General features: G+C 74.5%; 15 protein-coding genes and 1 other RNA gene. 10 read left to right on the forward strand and 6 right to left on the reverse strand.

Annotated elements, in window-relative coordinates; genetic code table 11:
- Positions 1-48 precede the first annotated feature (48 nt).
- Positions 49-2,256: a thiamine pyrophosphate-dependent enzyme gene (locus ABD158_RS10355; protein ID WP_344006796.1), complete on the forward strand. Its 2,208-nt coding sequence runs from the start codon at positions 49-51 to the stop codon at positions 2,254-2,256.
- Here the strand turns inward: ABD158_RS10355 and ABD158_RS10360 are convergent.
- The 4 genes from ABD158_RS10360 to ABD158_RS10375 are packed head-to-tail and all read right to left on the reverse strand — an operon-like array spanning position 2,199 to position 5,891.
- Positions 2,199-3,251 carry an aldo/keto reductase gene (locus ABD158_RS10360; RefSeq protein WP_344006798.1) on the reverse strand — a complete coding sequence of 351 codons (1,053 nt, stop codon included), beginning with the start codon at positions 3,249-3,251 and terminating at the stop codon, positions 2,199-2,201. The two genes, ABD158_RS10355 and ABD158_RS10360, sit on opposite strands and share 58 nt — an antisense overlap.
- On the reverse strand, positions 3,248-4,051 hold the full coding sequence (locus ABD158_RS10365) for an ABC transporter ATP-binding protein (RefSeq protein WP_344006800.1): 804 nt from the start codon (positions 4,049-4,051) through the stop codon (positions 3,248-3,250). Before ABD158_RS10365 ends, ABD158_RS10360 begins: the two co-directional genes overlap by 4 nt.
- The gene (locus ABD158_RS10370) at positions 4,027-4,863 is read right to left on the reverse strand and encodes an ABC transporter permease (protein ID WP_344006803.1); all 837 of its coding nucleotides are present in this window, start codon (positions 4,861-4,863) and stop codon (positions 4,027-4,029) included. The genes ABD158_RS10365 and ABD158_RS10370 overlap by 25 nt, the downstream gene beginning before the upstream one ends.
- The gene (locus ABD158_RS10375) at positions 4,860-5,891 is read right to left on the reverse strand and encodes an ABC transporter substrate-binding protein (RefSeq protein ID WP_344006805.1); all 1,032 of its coding nucleotides are present in this window, start codon (positions 5,889-5,891) and stop codon (positions 4,860-4,862) included. Before ABD158_RS10375 ends, ABD158_RS10370 begins: the two co-directional genes overlap by 4 nt.
- Before the next feature lie 119 nt (positions 5,892-6,010).
- Between ABD158_RS10375 and prfB the strand changes: the two genes are divergently transcribed.
- Together prfB and ABD158_RS10385 are read left to right on the forward strand one after the other, a co-directional pair.
- A complete protein-coding gene (gene prfB / locus ABD158_RS10380) occupies positions 6,011-7,129 on the forward strand; it encodes a peptide chain release factor 2 (RefSeq protein WP_344006808.1) in 1,119 nt (372 codons plus the stop codon).
- 14 nt (positions 7,130-7,143) lie between these two features.
- Positions 7,144-9,057 (forward strand): alpha-amylase family glycosyl hydrolase, encoded by a 1,914-nt coding sequence (locus ABD158_RS10385; protein WP_344006810.1) that lies wholly within the window; start codon positions 7,144-7,146, stop codon positions 9,055-9,057.
- 19 nt (positions 9,058-9,076) lie between these two features.
- On the opposite strand, the gene ABD158_RS10390 is transcribed toward ABD158_RS10385, so the two are convergent.
- The gene (locus tag ABD158_RS10390) at positions 9,077-9,754 is read right to left on the reverse strand and encodes a hypothetical protein (RefSeq protein WP_344006812.1); all 678 of its coding nucleotides are present in this window, start codon (positions 9,752-9,754) and stop codon (positions 9,077-9,079) included.
- 72 nt (positions 9,755-9,826) lie between these two features.
- Between ABD158_RS10390 and ftsE the strand changes: the two genes are divergently transcribed.
- From ftsE to ABD158_RS10420, 6 genes are read left to right on the forward strand one after another with little or no spacing between them, the layout of a single operon-like run.
- Positions 9,827-10,516 carry a cell division ATP-binding protein FtsE gene (ftsE, locus tag ABD158_RS10395; RefSeq protein ID WP_344006814.1) on the forward strand — a complete coding sequence of 230 codons (690 nt, stop codon included), beginning with the start codon at positions 9,827-9,829 and terminating at the stop codon, positions 10,514-10,516.
- Between the two features lie 51 nt (positions 10,517-10,567).
- Positions 10,568-11,479, forward strand: a complete 912-nt coding sequence (gene ftsX / locus ABD158_RS10400) for a permease-like cell division protein FtsX (RefSeq protein ID WP_344006816.1) — start codon at positions 10,568-10,570, stop codon at positions 11,477-11,479.
- A gap of 55 nt (positions 11,480-11,534) precedes the next feature.
- On the forward strand, positions 11,535-12,812 hold the full coding sequence (locus ABD158_RS10405) for a peptidoglycan DD-metalloendopeptidase family protein (RefSeq protein ID WP_344006818.1): 1,278 nt from the start codon (positions 11,535-11,537) through the stop codon (positions 12,810-12,812).
- 12 nt (positions 12,813-12,824) lie between these two features.
- Positions 12,825-13,412: a hypothetical protein gene (locus ABD158_RS10410; RefSeq protein ID WP_344006820.1), complete on the forward strand. Its 588-nt coding sequence runs from the start codon at positions 12,825-12,827 to the stop codon at positions 13,410-13,412.
- Between the two features lie 50 nt (positions 13,413-13,462).
- The gene (gene smpB / locus ABD158_RS10415) at positions 13,463-13,942 is read left to right on the forward strand and encodes an SsrA-binding protein SmpB (RefSeq protein ID WP_344006822.1); all 480 of its coding nucleotides are present in this window, start codon (positions 13,463-13,465) and stop codon (positions 13,940-13,942) included.
- A 2-nt stretch (positions 13,943-13,944) separates the two neighbouring features.
- Positions 13,945-14,364 (forward strand): BLUF domain-containing protein, encoded by a 420-nt coding sequence (locus ABD158_RS10420; protein ID WP_344006824.1) that lies wholly within the window; start codon positions 13,945-13,947, stop codon positions 14,362-14,364.
- Here ABD158_RS10420 and ribD read toward each other — a convergent pair.
- On the reverse strand, positions 14,345-15,430 hold the full coding sequence (gene ribD / locus ABD158_RS10425; RefSeq protein WP_344006826.1) for a bifunctional diaminohydroxyphosphoribosylaminopyrimidine deaminase/5-amino-6-(5-phosphoribosylamino)uracil reductase RibD: 1,086 nt from the start codon (positions 15,428-15,430) through the stop codon (positions 14,345-14,347). The two genes, ABD158_RS10420 and ribD, sit on opposite strands and share 20 nt — an antisense overlap.
- Before the next feature lie 245 nt (positions 15,431-15,675).
- Between ribD and ssrA the strand changes: the two genes are divergently transcribed.
- Positions 15,676-16,043, forward strand: a transfer-messenger RNA (tmRNA) gene (gene ssrA, locus ABD158_RS10430).
- Positions 16,044-16,068: the final 25 nt, after the last annotated feature.

The raw sequence follows: 16,068 nt of genomic DNA on the forward strand, positions 1-16,068 counted from the left end.
GACAGATCCGCCTCGGACGGCAGCCCCGCGGTAGGGGACAGTGAGCCCATGGCCGCGCCCGTCGACCCCGTCGATCACGCCTTCCTCACCACCGTCGGGGGGCTGGGCCCCGTCGCCGGCAGCGACCCCGACGCCCTCGGGTCCCTCGACCCGGCCCGGGCCCTCGAGCTGTACGACGCCCAGGCCACGAGCCGCCACCTCGACCTGGCCGCGGCCTGGCTGAGGGCGCGCGAGCGGGGCTACTACACGATCGGCTCGGCCGGCCACGAGGGCAACGTGGCCGTCGCGGCGGTGCTGCGACCCACCGACCCCGCGCTGCTGCACTACCGCTCCGGCGCCTTCTTCTGCGAGCGCGCCCGCCAGGCCGGGCTCGACGACCCGGTCCGCGACGTGCTGCTCGGCATGGTGGCGGCTGCCGACGACCCGATCTCGGGCGGGCGCCACAAGGTGTGGGGGAGCGCGGCGGCCGACGTGGTGCCCACGACCTCGACGATCGCCTCGCACCTCCCGCGGGCCCTGGGGCTGGCGGTGTCCCTGGGCCGTGCCCGGCGTCTCGGCATCGACCCCGGGCGCCCCGAGGACGCGCTCGTCGTCGCCAGCTTCGGCGACGCCTCGGCCAACCACTCGACCGCCGTGGGCGCCGTCAACGCGGCCCTCAACACGGCCTACCGCGGCATCCCCGTGCCGCTGCTGCTCGTCTGCGAGGACAACGGGATCGGGATCAGCGTGCCGACGCCCGAGGGGTGGATCCGCCATGCCTGGGGCGGCCGCGACGACCTCACCTACGTCGAGGCCGACGGCTGCGACCTGCCGGCCGCCGTCGAGGCCGCGGCCCGCGCGGCCGCACACGTCCGCGAGACCCGCACCCCGGCCTTCCTGCACCTGAGCACGGTGCGCCTGATGGGCCACGCCGGCGCCGACGTCGAGACGGCCTACCGCAGCGCGGCGCAGATCGCGGCCGAGGCCGCCCGCGACCCGCTCGTCGACACCGCCCGGCGCCTCGTCGCCGCCGGGGTGCTCGACGCGGACGGCGCGGTGGCGCGCTACGAGGCGGTCCGCGAGCGCGTGATGGCCACCGCCGCCGCGGTCGAGCGCGCCGACCGCCTCGCCGACGCCGCGGCGGTGGCCGCCCCCCTGGCCCCCGCCGACCCCGGGGCCGTGGCGGCGGTCGTGGCGGCGCCGGAGATGACGGGCCGCAGCCCCGAGGACAACCGGTCGATGACGCTGGCGCAGAGCATCAACCGCGGGCTCGCCGACGTGCTGACCCACCACCCCGGCGCCCTCGTCTTCGGCGAGGACGTCGCCGGCAAGGGCGGGGTGTACGGCGTGACCCGCGGCCTGATGAAGCGCTTCGGGCGGGCGCGGGTCTTCGACACCCTCCTCGACGAGCAGTCGATCCTCGGCCTCGCGCTGGGCGCGGGCACCACCGGCCTGCTGCCGATCTGCGAGATCCAGTACCTCGCCTACCTCCACAACGCCGAGGACCAGCTGCGCGGCGAGGCGGCCAGCCAGCGGTTCTTCTCCGCGGGCGCGTTCCGCAACCCGATGGTCGTGCGGCTGCCGGGCTACGGCTACCAGAAGGGCTTCGGCGGCCACTTCCACAACGACAACGCCGTCGGGGTCCTGCGCGACGTGCCGGGGCTGGTGATCGCCTCGCCGTCGCGGCCCGACGACGCGGCCGCGATGCTGCGCACCTGCGTGGCCGCCGCCGCGGTCGACGGGACCGTCTCGGCGTTCCTCGAGCCGATCGCGCTCTACCACGAGCGCGACCTCCACGAGCCCGGCGACGACGGCTGGCTCGCGCCGTACGCCGGGCACGACCGGTGGGTCGAGACGCACGTCCCGATCGGCTCGGGGCGCACCCACGGCGACGGCGACGACCTGACCATCGCCACCTTCGGCAACGGCGTGCGGATGAGCCTGCGGGTCGCCCGCCGGCTGGCCGCCGACGGCGTCGGCGTGCGGGTGCTCGACCTGCGCTGGCTCGCGCCGCTGCCGGTCGCCGACCTCCTGCGCGAGGCGTCGGCGACCGGCCGCGTGCTGGTGGTCGACGAGACCCGCCGCTCGGGCGGCGTCAGCGAGGGCGTGCTGGCCGCGCTGGTCGACGAGGGCTTCTCCGGAGGGATGGCCCGCGTCACCAGCGCGGACAGCTTCGTGCCGCTGGGGGACGCCGCCGAGGCGGTGCTGGTCTCCGAGGCTCAGGTGGAGGCCGCGGCCCGGCGCCTGCTCGCGGCGTCGAGCGACGGGGGCGCGTAGCCCCGGTCCGCCGCGTTGAGGGTCTCGCCGGGCGGGACGACCTCGTCGATCGCGTCGAGCAGCGCCGTGTCGAGGACGACCTTCTCGGCGCCGAGCTGGGACTCCAGCTGCTCCATGGTCCGGGGACCGATGATCGCCGAGCTCACCGCCGGGTGCCGCAGCACCCACGCCAGCGCGAGGTGCACCAGCGAGAGCCCGGCGTCGTCGGCGAGGTCCTGCAGCCGGTGCACCGCCTCGAGCTTGGCGCGGTTCTCCGGCAGCGACGGGTCGTGGCGCGCGGGCTGGCGCCCGGCCCGCGACGAGGTCGTGTGGGTCTCCTCGCCCCGGCGGTAGCGCCCCGAGAGCCAGCCGCCGGCCAGCGGGCTCCACGGCAGGATCCCCAGGCCGTGGCGCTGCGCGGTGGGGAACAGGTCCCGCTCGACCTCCCGCGCCAGGATCGAGTACGGCGGCTGCTCGGTCACCGGGCGCTCCCGGCCGCGTCGCTCCGCGACCCACTGCGCCTCCACGACCTGCGAGGGCAGGAACGTCGAGGTGCCGATGTAGCGGACCTTGCCGGCGCGCACGAGGTCGGTCAGCGCGCCCAGGGTCTCGTCGATCGCGACCTCGGGCCGCGGGCGGTGCACCTGGTAGAGGTCGATGTGGTCGGTGCCGAGGCGGCGCAGCGAGGCCTCGACCTCCCGGACGATCCAGCGCCGCGAGTTGCCCGCCTGATTGGGGTCGTCGTCGGACATCGCGCCGTGGAACTTGGTCGCGAGCACCACGTCGTCCCGGCGGCCCCGCAGGGCCTTGCCGACGATCTCCTCGGACTCCCCGCGGGCGTAGACGTCGGCGGTGTCGATGACGTTGATGCCGGCGTCGAGGGCCCGGTGGATGATCCGGACCGACTCGTCGTGGTCGGTGTTGCCCCAGGCGCCGAACATCATCGCGCCCAGCGTCAGCGGACTGACCTTGACGCCGGTGGTGCCGAGGTCGCGCCAGGTGGTGGTGTTGCTCATGCGGGTTCCTTCCGTCGGTCGGCCAGGGCGGGGTCGTGGTCGTCCTCGACGCCGAGCTCGGCGAGGAGGCGGGTCCGCAGCGCGGCGAACTGCGGGTCCGCCTGGGAGCGGCGCCCGCCGGGCCGCACCCAGGCGTCCACGCGGATGTCGGAGGACACCGCGCCCGCGTCGAGCACGATCACGCGGTCGGCGAGCACGATGGCCTCGTCCACGTCGTGGGTGACGAGCAGGACGGCGGGGCGGTGCTCGGCGCACAGGCGCTTGAGCAGCACGTGCATCCGGATCCGGGTGAGCGCGTCGAGCGCGCCGAACGGCTCGTCGGCCAGCAGGAGCTGCGGCTCGCGCACCAGGGAGCGCGCCAGGGCGGCGCGCTGCTGCTCGCCGCCGGACAGCTCGTGGGGCCAGGCGCGCTCGCGGCCGGCGAGGCCGACCTCGGCGAGGGCCTCCCGGCCGCGCACGGCCGCGCCGCGCGAGCGCAGCCCGAGCAGGACGTTGTCGAGCACGCGCCTCCACGGCAGCAGCCGGGAGTCCTGGAAGACCACCGAGACCTGGGAGGGGACGGTGATCTCGCCGTGACCCGCGACGTCGCGGTCGAGGCCCGCGAGCGCCCGCAGCAGGGTGGACTTGCCGCTGCCGCTGCGGCCGATGAGGGCCACGAACTCGCCCGCGGCGATGTCGAGGTCGAGGCCGTCCAGGACCCCGCCGGCCTCGCTGAAGCTGCGGTTCAGGCCGCGGACCCGGACCGCGGTGCGACCCGTGGCCGCCTCGGTGGAGCTCAGCTCTCGAGTGTGCGTCGCCATGCCAGTGCCCTTCTCTCGGTGAAGCGGACCGCACCGTCGGCGACCAGGCCGAGGACGGCGTACACGACCAGGCCGACGATGATCACGTCGGTCTGCCCGTAGGAGGAGGCCAGCGTGATCATGTACCCGATCCCGCTGGTGGAGTTGACCTGCTCGACGACGACCAGCGCGAGGAGCGCCGAGGTCACCGCGAAGCGCATCCCGAGCAGGAAGCCGGGCAGGGCGCCCGGCAGGACGACGCTGCGCACGAACTCGCCGCGGCCGAGGCCGGTGGTCTCGGCGAGCTCGGCGTAGCGGCTGTCGATGCCGCGCAGGCCGTTGTGGGTGTGGATGTAGATCGGCACGACCACGCCCAGCGCGATGGTGATGATCTTCATCTCCTCGCCGATCCCCAGCCACAGGATGAGCAGGGGGATCAGCGCGAGGTTGGGGATGGAGCGCTTGATCTGCACGGGCCCGTCGATGAGGTACTCCCCGGGCCGGGAGAGGCCGGAGACGATCGCGAGGAGCAGGCCGATCGCGACGCCGAGGCCGAGGCCGACGGCGGCGCGGGTCGCGGAGACCACGAGGTTCTCCTGGAGCCGGCCGTCGGCGACGAGCTCGCCGGCGGTCGCCACCACGGTCCAGGGCTCCGACAGGGTGCGGGGGTCCAGCAGCCCGGTCGCGGACCCGACGCACCACAGCGCGACGAGCACGAGGGGGCCGGTGACGATGGCGAAGGGGACCCGACGGCCCGGACCGAGGCGCCGGCGGACGACGCGGCGGTCGACCGGCGCCCCGGAGACGGGCGGGGACTCGAGGACCGCGGTCATCGGGTCACCCCCTCGAAGCGCCGGTCGTAGATGTCCTCGACCTGCAGCGGCTCCTGACCCTGCTCCTCGACCAGCAGGTCGGCGGTCTCCTGGTGGCGGGCGATGAACTCGTCCCAGTCGGTCGGCACCTCGTAGGTGCCGTTGGCCTCGACGATCGCCGCCGCGTCCTCGGGGGACAGGCCCTCCTTCTCGACGTAGAAGCCCTCGGCGAACTCCTCGGGGTGGTTGTTGATCCACTCCTGGGCCTCGGCCCAGACCGCGGCGTACTCCCGGAGGGCGGCGGCCTTGTCGGCGTCCTCGAGCACCTCCGTGGGCGCGTACAGCGTCCAGGCGTCGTCGCGGACGCCGCCGTTGATGGTGGTCCCTCCGTCGGAGGAGTACTTCGCGAGGTACGGGGCGACGAGCTGCTGGCCGAGCGGGGCGACCTCGACCTGGTTGCTGCCCAGGGCGTTGACGTAGACGTCGTCGACGCTCTGCAGCTCGACGAGCTCGACGTCGTCCTGGGTCAGGCCGGCCTCGGCGAGCACGCGCAGCACGAACGCGCCCTGCGCCTGGCCGGGGGAGTAGGCGATGGTCTTGCCGCGCAGGTCCTCGATGGACTCGACGTCGACGCCGGGCGCGACGCCGAGCTCGTAGACCGGGTGCTCGAGCGGGTCCACGGTGTCGCGGACCGCGACGATCCGCACGTCGGTGCCGGTCCAGGTCGCGAACAGCGGCGGGATGTCGGCGACGCTGCCGACGTCCAGGGCGTCGCCGCGGAAGGCCTCGAGGGTCTTGGGGCCGCCGTTGATGTTGGCCCACTCGATCTCGGTCTCGAGGTCGTCGCCGAGGCCCGAGAGCTCCAGCGCGGCCTGGGTCGGCGGGTCGCCGACGCGCAGGACGGTGCCCTCGGGCACCTCGTCGGGCACGGCGGCGGTCAGCTCGAGCCGCGGCCCGGAGGCGTCGGCGCCGCACGCGGTGAGGCCGATCAGGCCGGCGGCGAGCAGCAGGGCGCCGGTGCGCCCGCGACGGGTGGTGGAAGGGTGCATCTGTCAGGCCTCCAGGAATGAACGTGACTATCTCAACTGAGATACTGCACTTTAAGCAGAGCGGACGTCGAGCCGCCGCGCCGGGGTCCGCGACGTGGACGGGCGGTAACCTCGAGGGCGTGGCCGGCCCCGACATCGACACCCAGATCAAGCAGCTCCGCGCGACCCTGCGCACCGTCGAGCAGGTGCTCGACGTCGACGCGATGCGCACCGAGATCGCCGACCTCGGCATCCAGGTCGGCGCCCCCGACCTGTGGGACGACCAGGCCAACGCCCAGCGCGTGACCGGCCGGCTCTCGGCGCTGCAGGGCGAGGTCGACCGCTTCGACGGGCTCGTCGCCCGCGTCGACGACGTCGAGACGCTGGTCGAGATGGGCCGCGAGGAGAACGACGCGGAGACGCTGGCCGAGGCCGACGCCGAGCTGCGCCGCCTCCACCAGGCCGTCGAGGTCCTCGAGGTCCGCACGCTGCTCTCCGGGGAGTACGACGCCCGCGAGGCGCTCGTGACCATCCGCTCCGGGGCCGGCGGCGTCGACGCGGCGGACTTCGCCGAGATGCTGATGCGCATGTACACGCGCTGGGCCGAGCGCAACAAGTACGGCGTGGACGTCTTCGACACCTCCTACGCCGAGGAGGCGGGCCTGAAGTCGGCCACCTTCGCCGTGCGCGCGCCCTACGCCTACGGGACGCTGAGCGTCGAGGCCGGCACCCACCGCCTGGTGCGGATCAGCCCCTTCGACAACCAGGGTCGCCGCCAGACCAGCTTCGCCGCCGTCGAGGTCGTGCCGGTGCTCGAGCAGACCGACGAGATCGAGATCCCCGACGAGGAGATCCGCACCGACGTCTACCGCTCCGGCGGGCCCGGCGGACAGTCCGTCAACACCACCGACTCGGCGGTGCGCCTGACCCACCTGCCCACCGGCACGGTCGTCAGCTGCCAGAACGAGAAGTCGCAGCTGCAGAACAAGGCGAGCGCGATGGTCGTGCTCAAGGCCAAGCTGCTCGCGCTCAAGAAGGCCGAGGAGAAGGCGCACCTCGACGAGATGCGCGGCGACGTGCAGGCCAGCTGGGGCGACCAGATGCGCAACTACGTGCTGAACCCCTACCAGGTCGTCAAGGACCTGCGGACCGGCTACGAGGTCGGCAACCCCACCACGGTCTTCGACGGCGAGATCGACGGCTTCCTCGAGGCCGGCATCCGCTGGCGCCGCGGGACCGACGCCACCGTCGACGCCTGAGCCAGCGCGCCCCGGTGCTCGACGACCTCACGGCGGCCGCGGCGCCGCACCTCGCGGACCTTCCCGCCCACCGGCGCGACACGTTCGCGCTCCGCCTGGAGCGCTGGGCGCCCGACCTGCTCACCGGCCTCGCTGTGTACGACGACCCCGGGGCCGTCGCGCGCCGGCTCGTCGCCGTCGCCGCCCGGGCCTACGCCGCGCGGCCCGACGACCTGCACGTGCTCGACGAGCGGCGTCTCCTGCGGCCGGGCTGGGTGCAGGACCCGCGGATGTTCGGCTACGCCTGCTACGCCGACCGCTTCGCGGGCGACCTGCCCGGCCTCGCGCGTCGTCTGGACCACCTCGAGGAGCTGGGCGTCACCTACCTGCACCTGATGCCGCTGCTGATGCCCCGCGAGGGCGACAACGACGGCGGCTACGCGGTCGCGGACTACCGCCGGGTGCGGCCCGACCTGGGCGACCGCGACGACCTGCGCGACGCCGCCGCGATGCTGCGCGCGCGCGGCATCAGCCTGTGCGTCGACCTCGTGCTCAACCACGTCGCGCGCGAGCACGCCTGGGCGGTCGCGGCCCGCGCCGGCGACCCGACGTACGTCGACTACTTCCACGTCTTCGCCGACCGCGAGCTCCCCGACGCCTACGAGCGGACCCTGCCCGAGGTGTTCCCGGACTTCGCGCCCGGCTCCTTCACCTTCGACCCCGAGCTCGGGGAGGCCGGCGGCTGGGTCTGGACGACGTTCAACTCCTGGCAGTGGGACCTCGACTGGTCCAACCCCGCCGTCCTCGTCGAGCTCGCCGACGTCGTCCTCGACCTGGCCAACCTCGGGGTCGAGGTGCTGCGCCTTGACGCGGTCGCCTTCCTGTGGAAGCGGATGGGGACCGACTGCCAGAACCAGCCCGAGGTCCACCAGCTGGTGCAGGCCCTGCGGGCCACGGCCCGGCTGGCGGCGCCCGCGGTGCTGTTCAAGGCCGAGGCCATCGTCGGGCCCCGCGACCTCGTGGCCTACCTGGGCGACGGGGCCCACGTCGGCCGGGTCAGCGACCTCGCCTACCACAACAGCCTCATGGTGCAGGTCTGGTCGATGCTCGCGACGGGGGAGACCCGGCTCGCGCGCCACGCCCTCGCCGCGCTCCCGCCGACCCCGCCGGGCGGCACCTGGATCACCTACGTGCGCTGCCACGACGACATCGGCTGGGCGATCGACGACGGCGACGCCGCCGCGGTCGGGGTGACCGGGCAGGGCCACCGCAAGTTCCTGTCCGACTTCTACTCCGGGGAGTTCCCGGGCTCCTGGGCCGAGGGCCTGGTCTTCCAGCACAACCCGGCCACGGGCGACCGTCGCATCAGCGGCACGTCCGCCTCGCTGACCGGGCTCGGGGCCTCGGGCCGCGACCCCGACGGCGCCGTCGCCCGGATGCTGCTCGCGCACGCGCTCGTCGCCGGCTGGGGCGGTGTCCCCGTCGTGTGGAGCGGCGACGAGCTCGCGCTGCCCGACGACCCCGCCTGGGCGGCCGAGCCCGGCCACGGGGGCGACAACCGCTGGGCCCACCGCCCCCGCGTCACCGACGACCTCCTGCCGCCCGCGCCCGGCACCCGCGGCGCGCGCGTGCTCGCCGGGCTGGCCCACCTCGCCCGCGTGCGCGCCGGGCTGCCGGCGCTGCACGCCTCCGTCGACGCGGAGGTGCTCGCCGACCCCGGTATCGACGACGGGCTGCTCGTCGTCGTGCGCCACCACCACACCGGGACCCTCGTCGGGGTCTACAACGTCACCCCCACCCCGCGGCCCCTCGACATGGGCCGCCTGCACGGTCTCGGGCTCGCCGCGCCGTACGAGGCGCTCGGTGGCCACCCGCTGACCTGGGGCGCGGACGGCGTGGTCGTGGTCCCGCCGTACGCCGCCTGGTGGGTGGTCGGGGCGCCGGCCTGAACCGGCGCCGCGACCCGCGTCAGGTCGCGGCGGCGCTGGCCGCCTCGAGGCACCAGGCGTCGGTGCGGGCCAGCAGGCCCTCGCGGCCGCCACCGGCCTCGTAGACCTCGCGGGGCTCGCGCAGCGAGCAGCTCAGCCAGGCGTCGCCGATCAGGCCGCGGTAGGTCGCCTCGACCGGGCCGCCCCCCTCGGTCCCGCCCCCCTCGGCGCCGCCGCCCTCGGCCCCGCAGAGCAGGGCGGTCGAGGGCTCGCCGTACGCCGGGGCGTCGGGGCGCGGGGCGCAGCCCTCGGTTCGCTCCGCGGCGGCGACCAGCTCGCGCGCCTCGGCGGGGGTGACGGGCGGGACGAACAGCCAGGTGCGGGCGCGGACGCCGTCCGCGCCGAGGAAGGTGCACCCGTTCTCGTGGGCGACGTCGCGCACGTCGCCGGTCAGCCGGGCCCGCTCGCCGTCGGCGTAGTGGGCGGTCTCGGCCACCGGTCCGCCGAGCGCCGCCTCGACCGCGTCCGCCTCGACGGCGTCGCAGAACGCCGTGCGGACCACGGGCAGCGCACCGACGTCGACCTCCGCGAGGGAGGTCGGGGTGGGGGAGGCCGAGGGTGTCGGGGACGTCTGTGGTGACGAGCCGCCCGAGGAGCAGGAGGCCAGCACGAGCACCGAGGCCGCCACCAGCGTGGGGACGCGCACGGACCTGGACATGGCGCCCACCCTAGAGACGGCCCGGAGGCGGGTGGGCGGCCACGCTCAGGAAGACCCTCTACCCTCGATCCGGTGATTCGATTCGAGAAGGTCACGAAGACCTACCCCGGACAGGGCCACCCGGCCCTCGACGACGTGACCGTCGACGTCGAGAAGGGCGAGTTCATCTTCCTGGTGGGCACCTCCGGGTCCGGCAAGTCCACCTTCCTGCGCCTGGTGCTGCGCGAGGCCCGGCCCACGTCGGGCCGCGTCTACGTCGCCGGCAAGGAGATCAACCGCCTCGCGGGCTGGAAGGTCCCCGGCCTGCGGCGCCGCATCGGCACCGTCTTCCAGGACTTCCGGCTGCTGCCCAACAAGACCGTGAGCGAGAACGTCGCGTTCGCGCTGCAGGTGATCGGGGGCTCGCGCTCCCAGATCGCCGAGCTGGTCCCGGAGACCCTCGAGCTGGTCGGCCTCGACGGCAAGGGGGACCGCTTCCCCGACGAGCTCTCCGGCGGTGAGCAGCAGCGGGTCGCGATCGCCCGGGCCTTCGTCAACCGGCCCCAGATCCTGATCGCCGACGAGCCCACCGGCAACCTCGACCCGGGCACCTCGGTCGGCATCATGAAGCTGCTCGACCGCATCAACCGCACGGGCACCACGGTCGTGATGGCCACCCACGACGCCGGGATCGTCGACCAGATGCGCAAGCGCGTCGTCGAGCTCGAGGGCGGCGTGGTCGTGCGCGACCAGGCCCAGGGCGCCTACGGCTTCCAGAGCTGACCTCCGGCTGACCCCGACAGCCGCCCCCGACAGCGAGGACCCCTCTCCACCATGCACCTGCGTTACGTCTTCTCCGAGCTCGGCCAGGGACTGCGCCGCAACCTGACGATGCACATCGCGGTCGTCCTGACCCTGTTCGTGTCCCTGACCCTCGTGGGCCTCGGTGTGCTGCTCAACCAGCAGGCCGACCGCGCCGCGGCGTACTGGGGCAGCCAGCTCGAGGTCACCGTCTTCCTGTGCCGCGACGGCGACGACAACCCCGCCTGCACCGGCGAGGTGACCGACGCCGAGCGCGACGCCGTCGCCGCGACCCTCGAGGACAACCCCGAGGTCTCCGGACTGCGCTACGAGTCCTCCGAGGAGGCCTTCGACAAGGTCAAGCAGCTGTACGGCGCGGAGCGCTTCGAGGGCCCCAACCCCGCCGCCACCGCCGACGCGCTGCCGCAGTCGCTCTGGGTCGAGCTCGCCGACCCCCAGGAGTTCGAGGGGGTGCGCAGCGCCGTCGTGGGGCTCGAGGGGGTCTCCAGCATCCGCGACCAGCGGGCGGTCCTCGAGCCGATCTTCACCTCCATCAACGCGCTGCAGTGGGGGGCGATCGGCATCGCGTCGTTCCTGGTGCTGGCCGCGCTGATGCTGGTGGGCAACACGATCCGTCTCGCGGCGCTGGCCCGACGGCGGGAGATCGGGATCATGCGCCTGGTGGGCGCCTCCGGGCTGTCGATCCTGCTGCCGTTCGTCCTCGAGGCCCTCGTGACGGCGCTGATCGGCGTCGGCCTGGCCGCGGGGGCCCTCGCGGCGTTCATGTGGTTCGGCATCGCCGAGCAGCTGAGCGACTCGCTGCGGTTCATGCCGTGGATCGGTCTGTCCGAGTACGGCGTGGCGGTGGCGTGCATCGCGGTCCTCGGCCCGCTGCTCACGGTGGTGCCGACACTCGTGCTGACCCGCAAATACACGCGGGTGTGACTCGTGGGGCCTATGTTGCGGATGTCCACCGACTCCCACAGCGAAGGCCCTCTCGGTGCGTTCCTTCCCCCGTGCCGCCCGTCGACGGATGCTCGTCGCCACCTCCGTGGCGGCGCTCGCCCTCGGCGCGGTGACCGTGCCCGCCTCCATCGCTGACCTCGCCCACGCGGAGCCGGACCTCGACGAGCGCAAGGAGAAGGTCGAGAAGCGGATCGACTCGGCCGCCGACGAGGTCACGGAGTCCAGCGCCCGGGCCCGGCGGACCACGAACCGGCTCGTACGGGCCGAGACCGCCCTCTCGGACGCCCGCGCGCGGCTCGCCGAGGTGCGCCGCGAGCTCGGGGAGGCCCGCGCCGAGGACGACCGGATGGCCCGTCGGCTCACCGCGGCGCGCGAGGCGCTGGCCGAGGCGCGCGAGGAGCTCGCCCGGGGCCGGGACGACGTCGAGACCCAGCGCGACGCCGTCACCTCGACCGTCGTCGACCTCTACACCGGCACCGACCCCTCGCTCGCGGCGCTGTCGTCGCTGCTGCGCGCGGAGGACCCGGCGGACCTGACCCGGCGCGAGGAGGCCGCCGACACGATGGTCGGCGAGGAGACCCGCTCCTACGACGACCTGCGCGCCGCCGAGGTCCTGCTCGAGGTCACCGAGACCGGTGTCGAGGAGGCCAAGGACCTGGTCGCGGCACGCCGCGAGGAGGCCCGCGAGAACCTCGCCACCCAGCGCCGCCTGACCCGCGAGCAGGAGACCGCCACCGCCGAGGTCGCCGACCTGGTCGACGCCCGCCGCAGCGCCCGCCGCGCCGCGGACCGCGCCCTGGCCTCGGACCGGCGCACGCTGCGCGAGCTGCAGGCCGAGGAGCGCCGGATCACCGAGCTGCTGCGCCGCCGGGCCGCCGCCGCCGGTGCCGCGACCGGCGGGGCGCCCCCCTCGCAGGGGGGCTTCCTCAACTACCCCGTCAACGGCTACGTCACCTCGCCGTTCGGGATGCGCACGCACCCCATCTACGGCTACTACGCGCTGCACGACGGCACCGACTTCGGCGCCCCCTGCGGCGCCCCGATGTACGCCGGCGCCGCCGGCACCGTCGTGGAGTCGTATTACTCCACGTCGTACGGGAACCGACTGATCCTGGACCACGGACTGGTGTCCGGGGTCGGGGTGGCCTCCATCTTCAACCACGCCACGAACTACGTCGTCTCGCCTGGACAGCGGGTCGCGAAGGGGCAGGTCGTGGGCTACGTCGGGTCGACCGGCTGGTCCACGGGCTGCCACCTGCACTTCACCGTCACCGTGAACGGCACGGCGGTGGACCCGATGAACTGGCTCTAGGAGGAGACCGAGATGGAACCGTGGATGTGGATCGTCGTCGCCGTGGTGGTGCTGCTGCTGGTCGTGGGCGTCGCCCTCGCCGCCCTCAAGCGCCGCCGGGTGGCCCGCAGCGCGCGGGCCGCCGAGCTGCGCGAGCAGGCCCAGGCGCAGGCCACCGGGGTCGCGCAGAGCGAGACCCGGGCTCGTGAGACCGAGGCCGCGGCGGCCGAGGCCCGCGCCGCCGCCGAGAAGAAGGCCGCCGAGGCCGAGCGTCTGGAGCGGGAGGCCGCCGACCGGGCCGCCACCGCCCACGAGACCCGCCGGCGCCACGACGAGACCCTCGCCGAGGCCGACAAGCTCGACCCCGACGCCGGGCGTCGCTCCGAGGGTGACGAGCACGGCGCCCCGGCCCAGCAGCCCGCGCCGACGAACCAGCCCGCGGCGCAGCAGCCCGCTCCGACGCAGCAGCCCACCGCGCAGCAGCCCACCGCGCAGCAGCCCGCCGCGCAGCAGACGGGGTCGCACCGCGCGGCGGAGCCGGCCGTCCCGGAGGCCACCACCCCGCCGCCGCCCTCCCAGATGCCCCTGCCGCCGGAGCCGCCCGCCCCCGGTCGCGCCTGACGCCGGGCTCGCGCGGCAACCCCGTTGCGCCGGGTTGAGAGGATGGACCCGTGGTGAAGGAGCAGGGGCGCACGATGGTCGCCCAGAACAAGAAGGCGCGCTACGACTTCCATGTCGAGGACACCTACGAGGCGGGCCTCGTGCTCACGGGCACCGAGGTGAAGTCGCTGCGCGCCGGGCGGGCCTCGCTGGTCGACGGCTTCGTCGACATCGACGCCGACGAGGCCTGGCTGCTCGGCGTCCACATCCCCGAGTACACGCAGGGGACGTGGACCAACCACGCCGCCCGCCGTCGCCGCAAGCTGCTGCTGCACCGCGAGCAGATCGACAAGATCGAGCGGCGGGTCAGCGAGAAGGGCCTGACGGTCGTGCCGCTGGCCCTGTACTTCAAGGACGGGCGGGCGAAGGTCGAGATCGCCCTGGCCCGAGGCAAGAAGACCTGGGACAAGCGGCACAGCATCGCCGAGCGCCAGGCCAACCGGGAGACCGAGCAGGCGGTCGGACGCCGCCTGAAGGGGATGGGCGACTGACGATGATCTCGCTGACCTACCTGAGCTCCGCGACGCGGCCCTACTCCGACGAGCAGCTGCGCGAGCTGCTCGCCACCGCGCGCCCCAAGAACGCCGCGATGGGCGTCACCGGGATGCTCCTGTACGCCGGGGGAAGCTTCATCCAGACCATCGAGGGCGAGCCGGACGCGGTGGACGGGCTGTTCGCGACGATCGAGGCCGACACCCGGCACCGTGACGTCATGGTCACCCTGCGCGAGGAGGTCGAGGGACGCAGCTTCCCCGACTGGTCGATGGGGTTCGAGCAGGTGCCCGAGGAGGAGGCCCGCGGGCTCGAGGGCTTCAACGACTTCCTGCGGGCCAGCGAGGCCGTGCGGCAGAAGAGCCTGCAGTTCAGCCGGGCCGGCGTCTTCCACCGGATCTTCAGCGACTTCCCCCGCTGACCCGGCTCTCGGCCCGGCCCCGGGCCGGGCTCGCGACCCCGGCGAGCGTCCAGCGCACGTCGGGACCCTCGCCCTCGAGCCCGGGCAGCACCGTCACGTCGAGGACCTCCGGGCGCACGGCGTCGGCCATGGTCCCCACGCCGAGGTCCGCGACCGCGGGCGCGCCGGCCCCCAGCAGCACGGGCGCGGTGTAGCAGACCACCTCGTCGACGAGGCCGGCCCGCCAGAACGCCGCGGCCAGGGTGGGCCCGCCCTCCAGGAACACGTGGCGCCGGCCCGCGTCGTACAGCTCGGCGAGGGCGGCGCGCGGGTCGCGGGTCCGCAGGTGCACGGTCGCCGGGGCCCCCGGCACCGGCACGAGGACGCGTCGGTCCGCCGGGAGGTCGCGCTCGCCCATGACGGCGCGCAGCGGCTGGTGGGCCAGGGCGGCGTCGGCGTCGTCGCGGACCGTCAGCAGCGGGTCGTCGACCAGCACCGTCTGCGTGCCGACGAGCATCACGTCCGCCTCCGCGCGCCGGCGGTGGGTGTCGCGACGGGAGGCCCGCGAGGAGATCCAGCGGCTCGTGCCGTCGGCCGCGGCGCTGCGCCCGTCGAGGCTGGCGGCCAGCTTCCAGGTGACGAACGGTCGACCGGTGGCGAGGCCGTGCAGCCAGGCCCGGTTCACGACGCGCGCCTCCGGCGCCAGCACCCCGCCCTCCACCTCGACCCCGGCGGCGCGCAGCGTGGCGACGCCGCCGGAGGCGAGCGGCGTCGGGTCGTCGAGGGCGTGCACCACCCGTCGTACGCCGGCGGCGAGGAGCGCCTGCGTGCACGGGCCCGTACGACCGGTGTGGTCGCAGGGCTCGAGGGTGACCACGGCCGTGGCGCCGCGGGCGGCGTCGCCGGCCGCCGCGAGGGCGTCGACCTCGGCGTGGGCGGTGCCGGCGCCGCGGTGGTGACCCTCGCCGACGACGTGGCCGTCGGGGGAGAGCAGCACGCAGCCGACCCGCGGGTTGGGCCCCAGCGGCACGCCCGGCGTCGCGGCCAGCACCAGCGCACGCGCCATCGCCTCGAGCTCGGTCGTCACGGTCCCGATCCTGCCAGCGCCGCCGTGGCGGCCGGGCGGGGTGCGGGCGATCCGCCACGGGAGGCAGGCGAGCGACCGCCCCTGTCGCGGTGTGCGCCGGGGGGAGTGACGACCGGCCTGCACCCGGTGATGAATCGGACGGCGACCCCACCCGGTCCCCACCCGGCCCCGGCGGGCCACGGCGGAGAGCCGGCCGCGGGCGCCGGTCGCTGCTCCGCGCTACGATGGGGGAGCACAACTCAAGAGGGGCTGATCGGTTTCGACTGGGGACGTTGATCCCAGGGGAAGCGGGTCGAGGAGCCAGCGTCATCTCGTGAACGATCGCTGGAAACCAACAACTGCCGATTCCAAGCGCAGTCACTTCGCTCTCGCTGCCTGAGCAGTGATCGAAGGGTCGGTCCGGGTGCGCCTCCGCCCCGGGTCCCGGCCTCATCTAGGAGGCTCGCTCGTCAGCGCTCGCCGGGAGTGCTGACGGGGACTTCAGCCCGGCTGAGTCCGTCGGAGACCTGCTCGTGGGAGCTCCGGGACTGAGAAGACGCCATCGCGAGCTACACCCGTAGAAGCCCTGGCACGGCGCCCGAGGACGCGGGTTCGATTCCCGCCAGCTCCACCACGCCCAGCCCTCTTGGCAGCACCCG

The organism is Nocardioides lentus, from assembly GCF_039529515.1.
Taxonomy (GTDB): Bacteria; Actinomycetota; Actinomycetes; order Propionibacteriales; family Nocardioidaceae; genus Nocardioides; species Nocardioides lentus.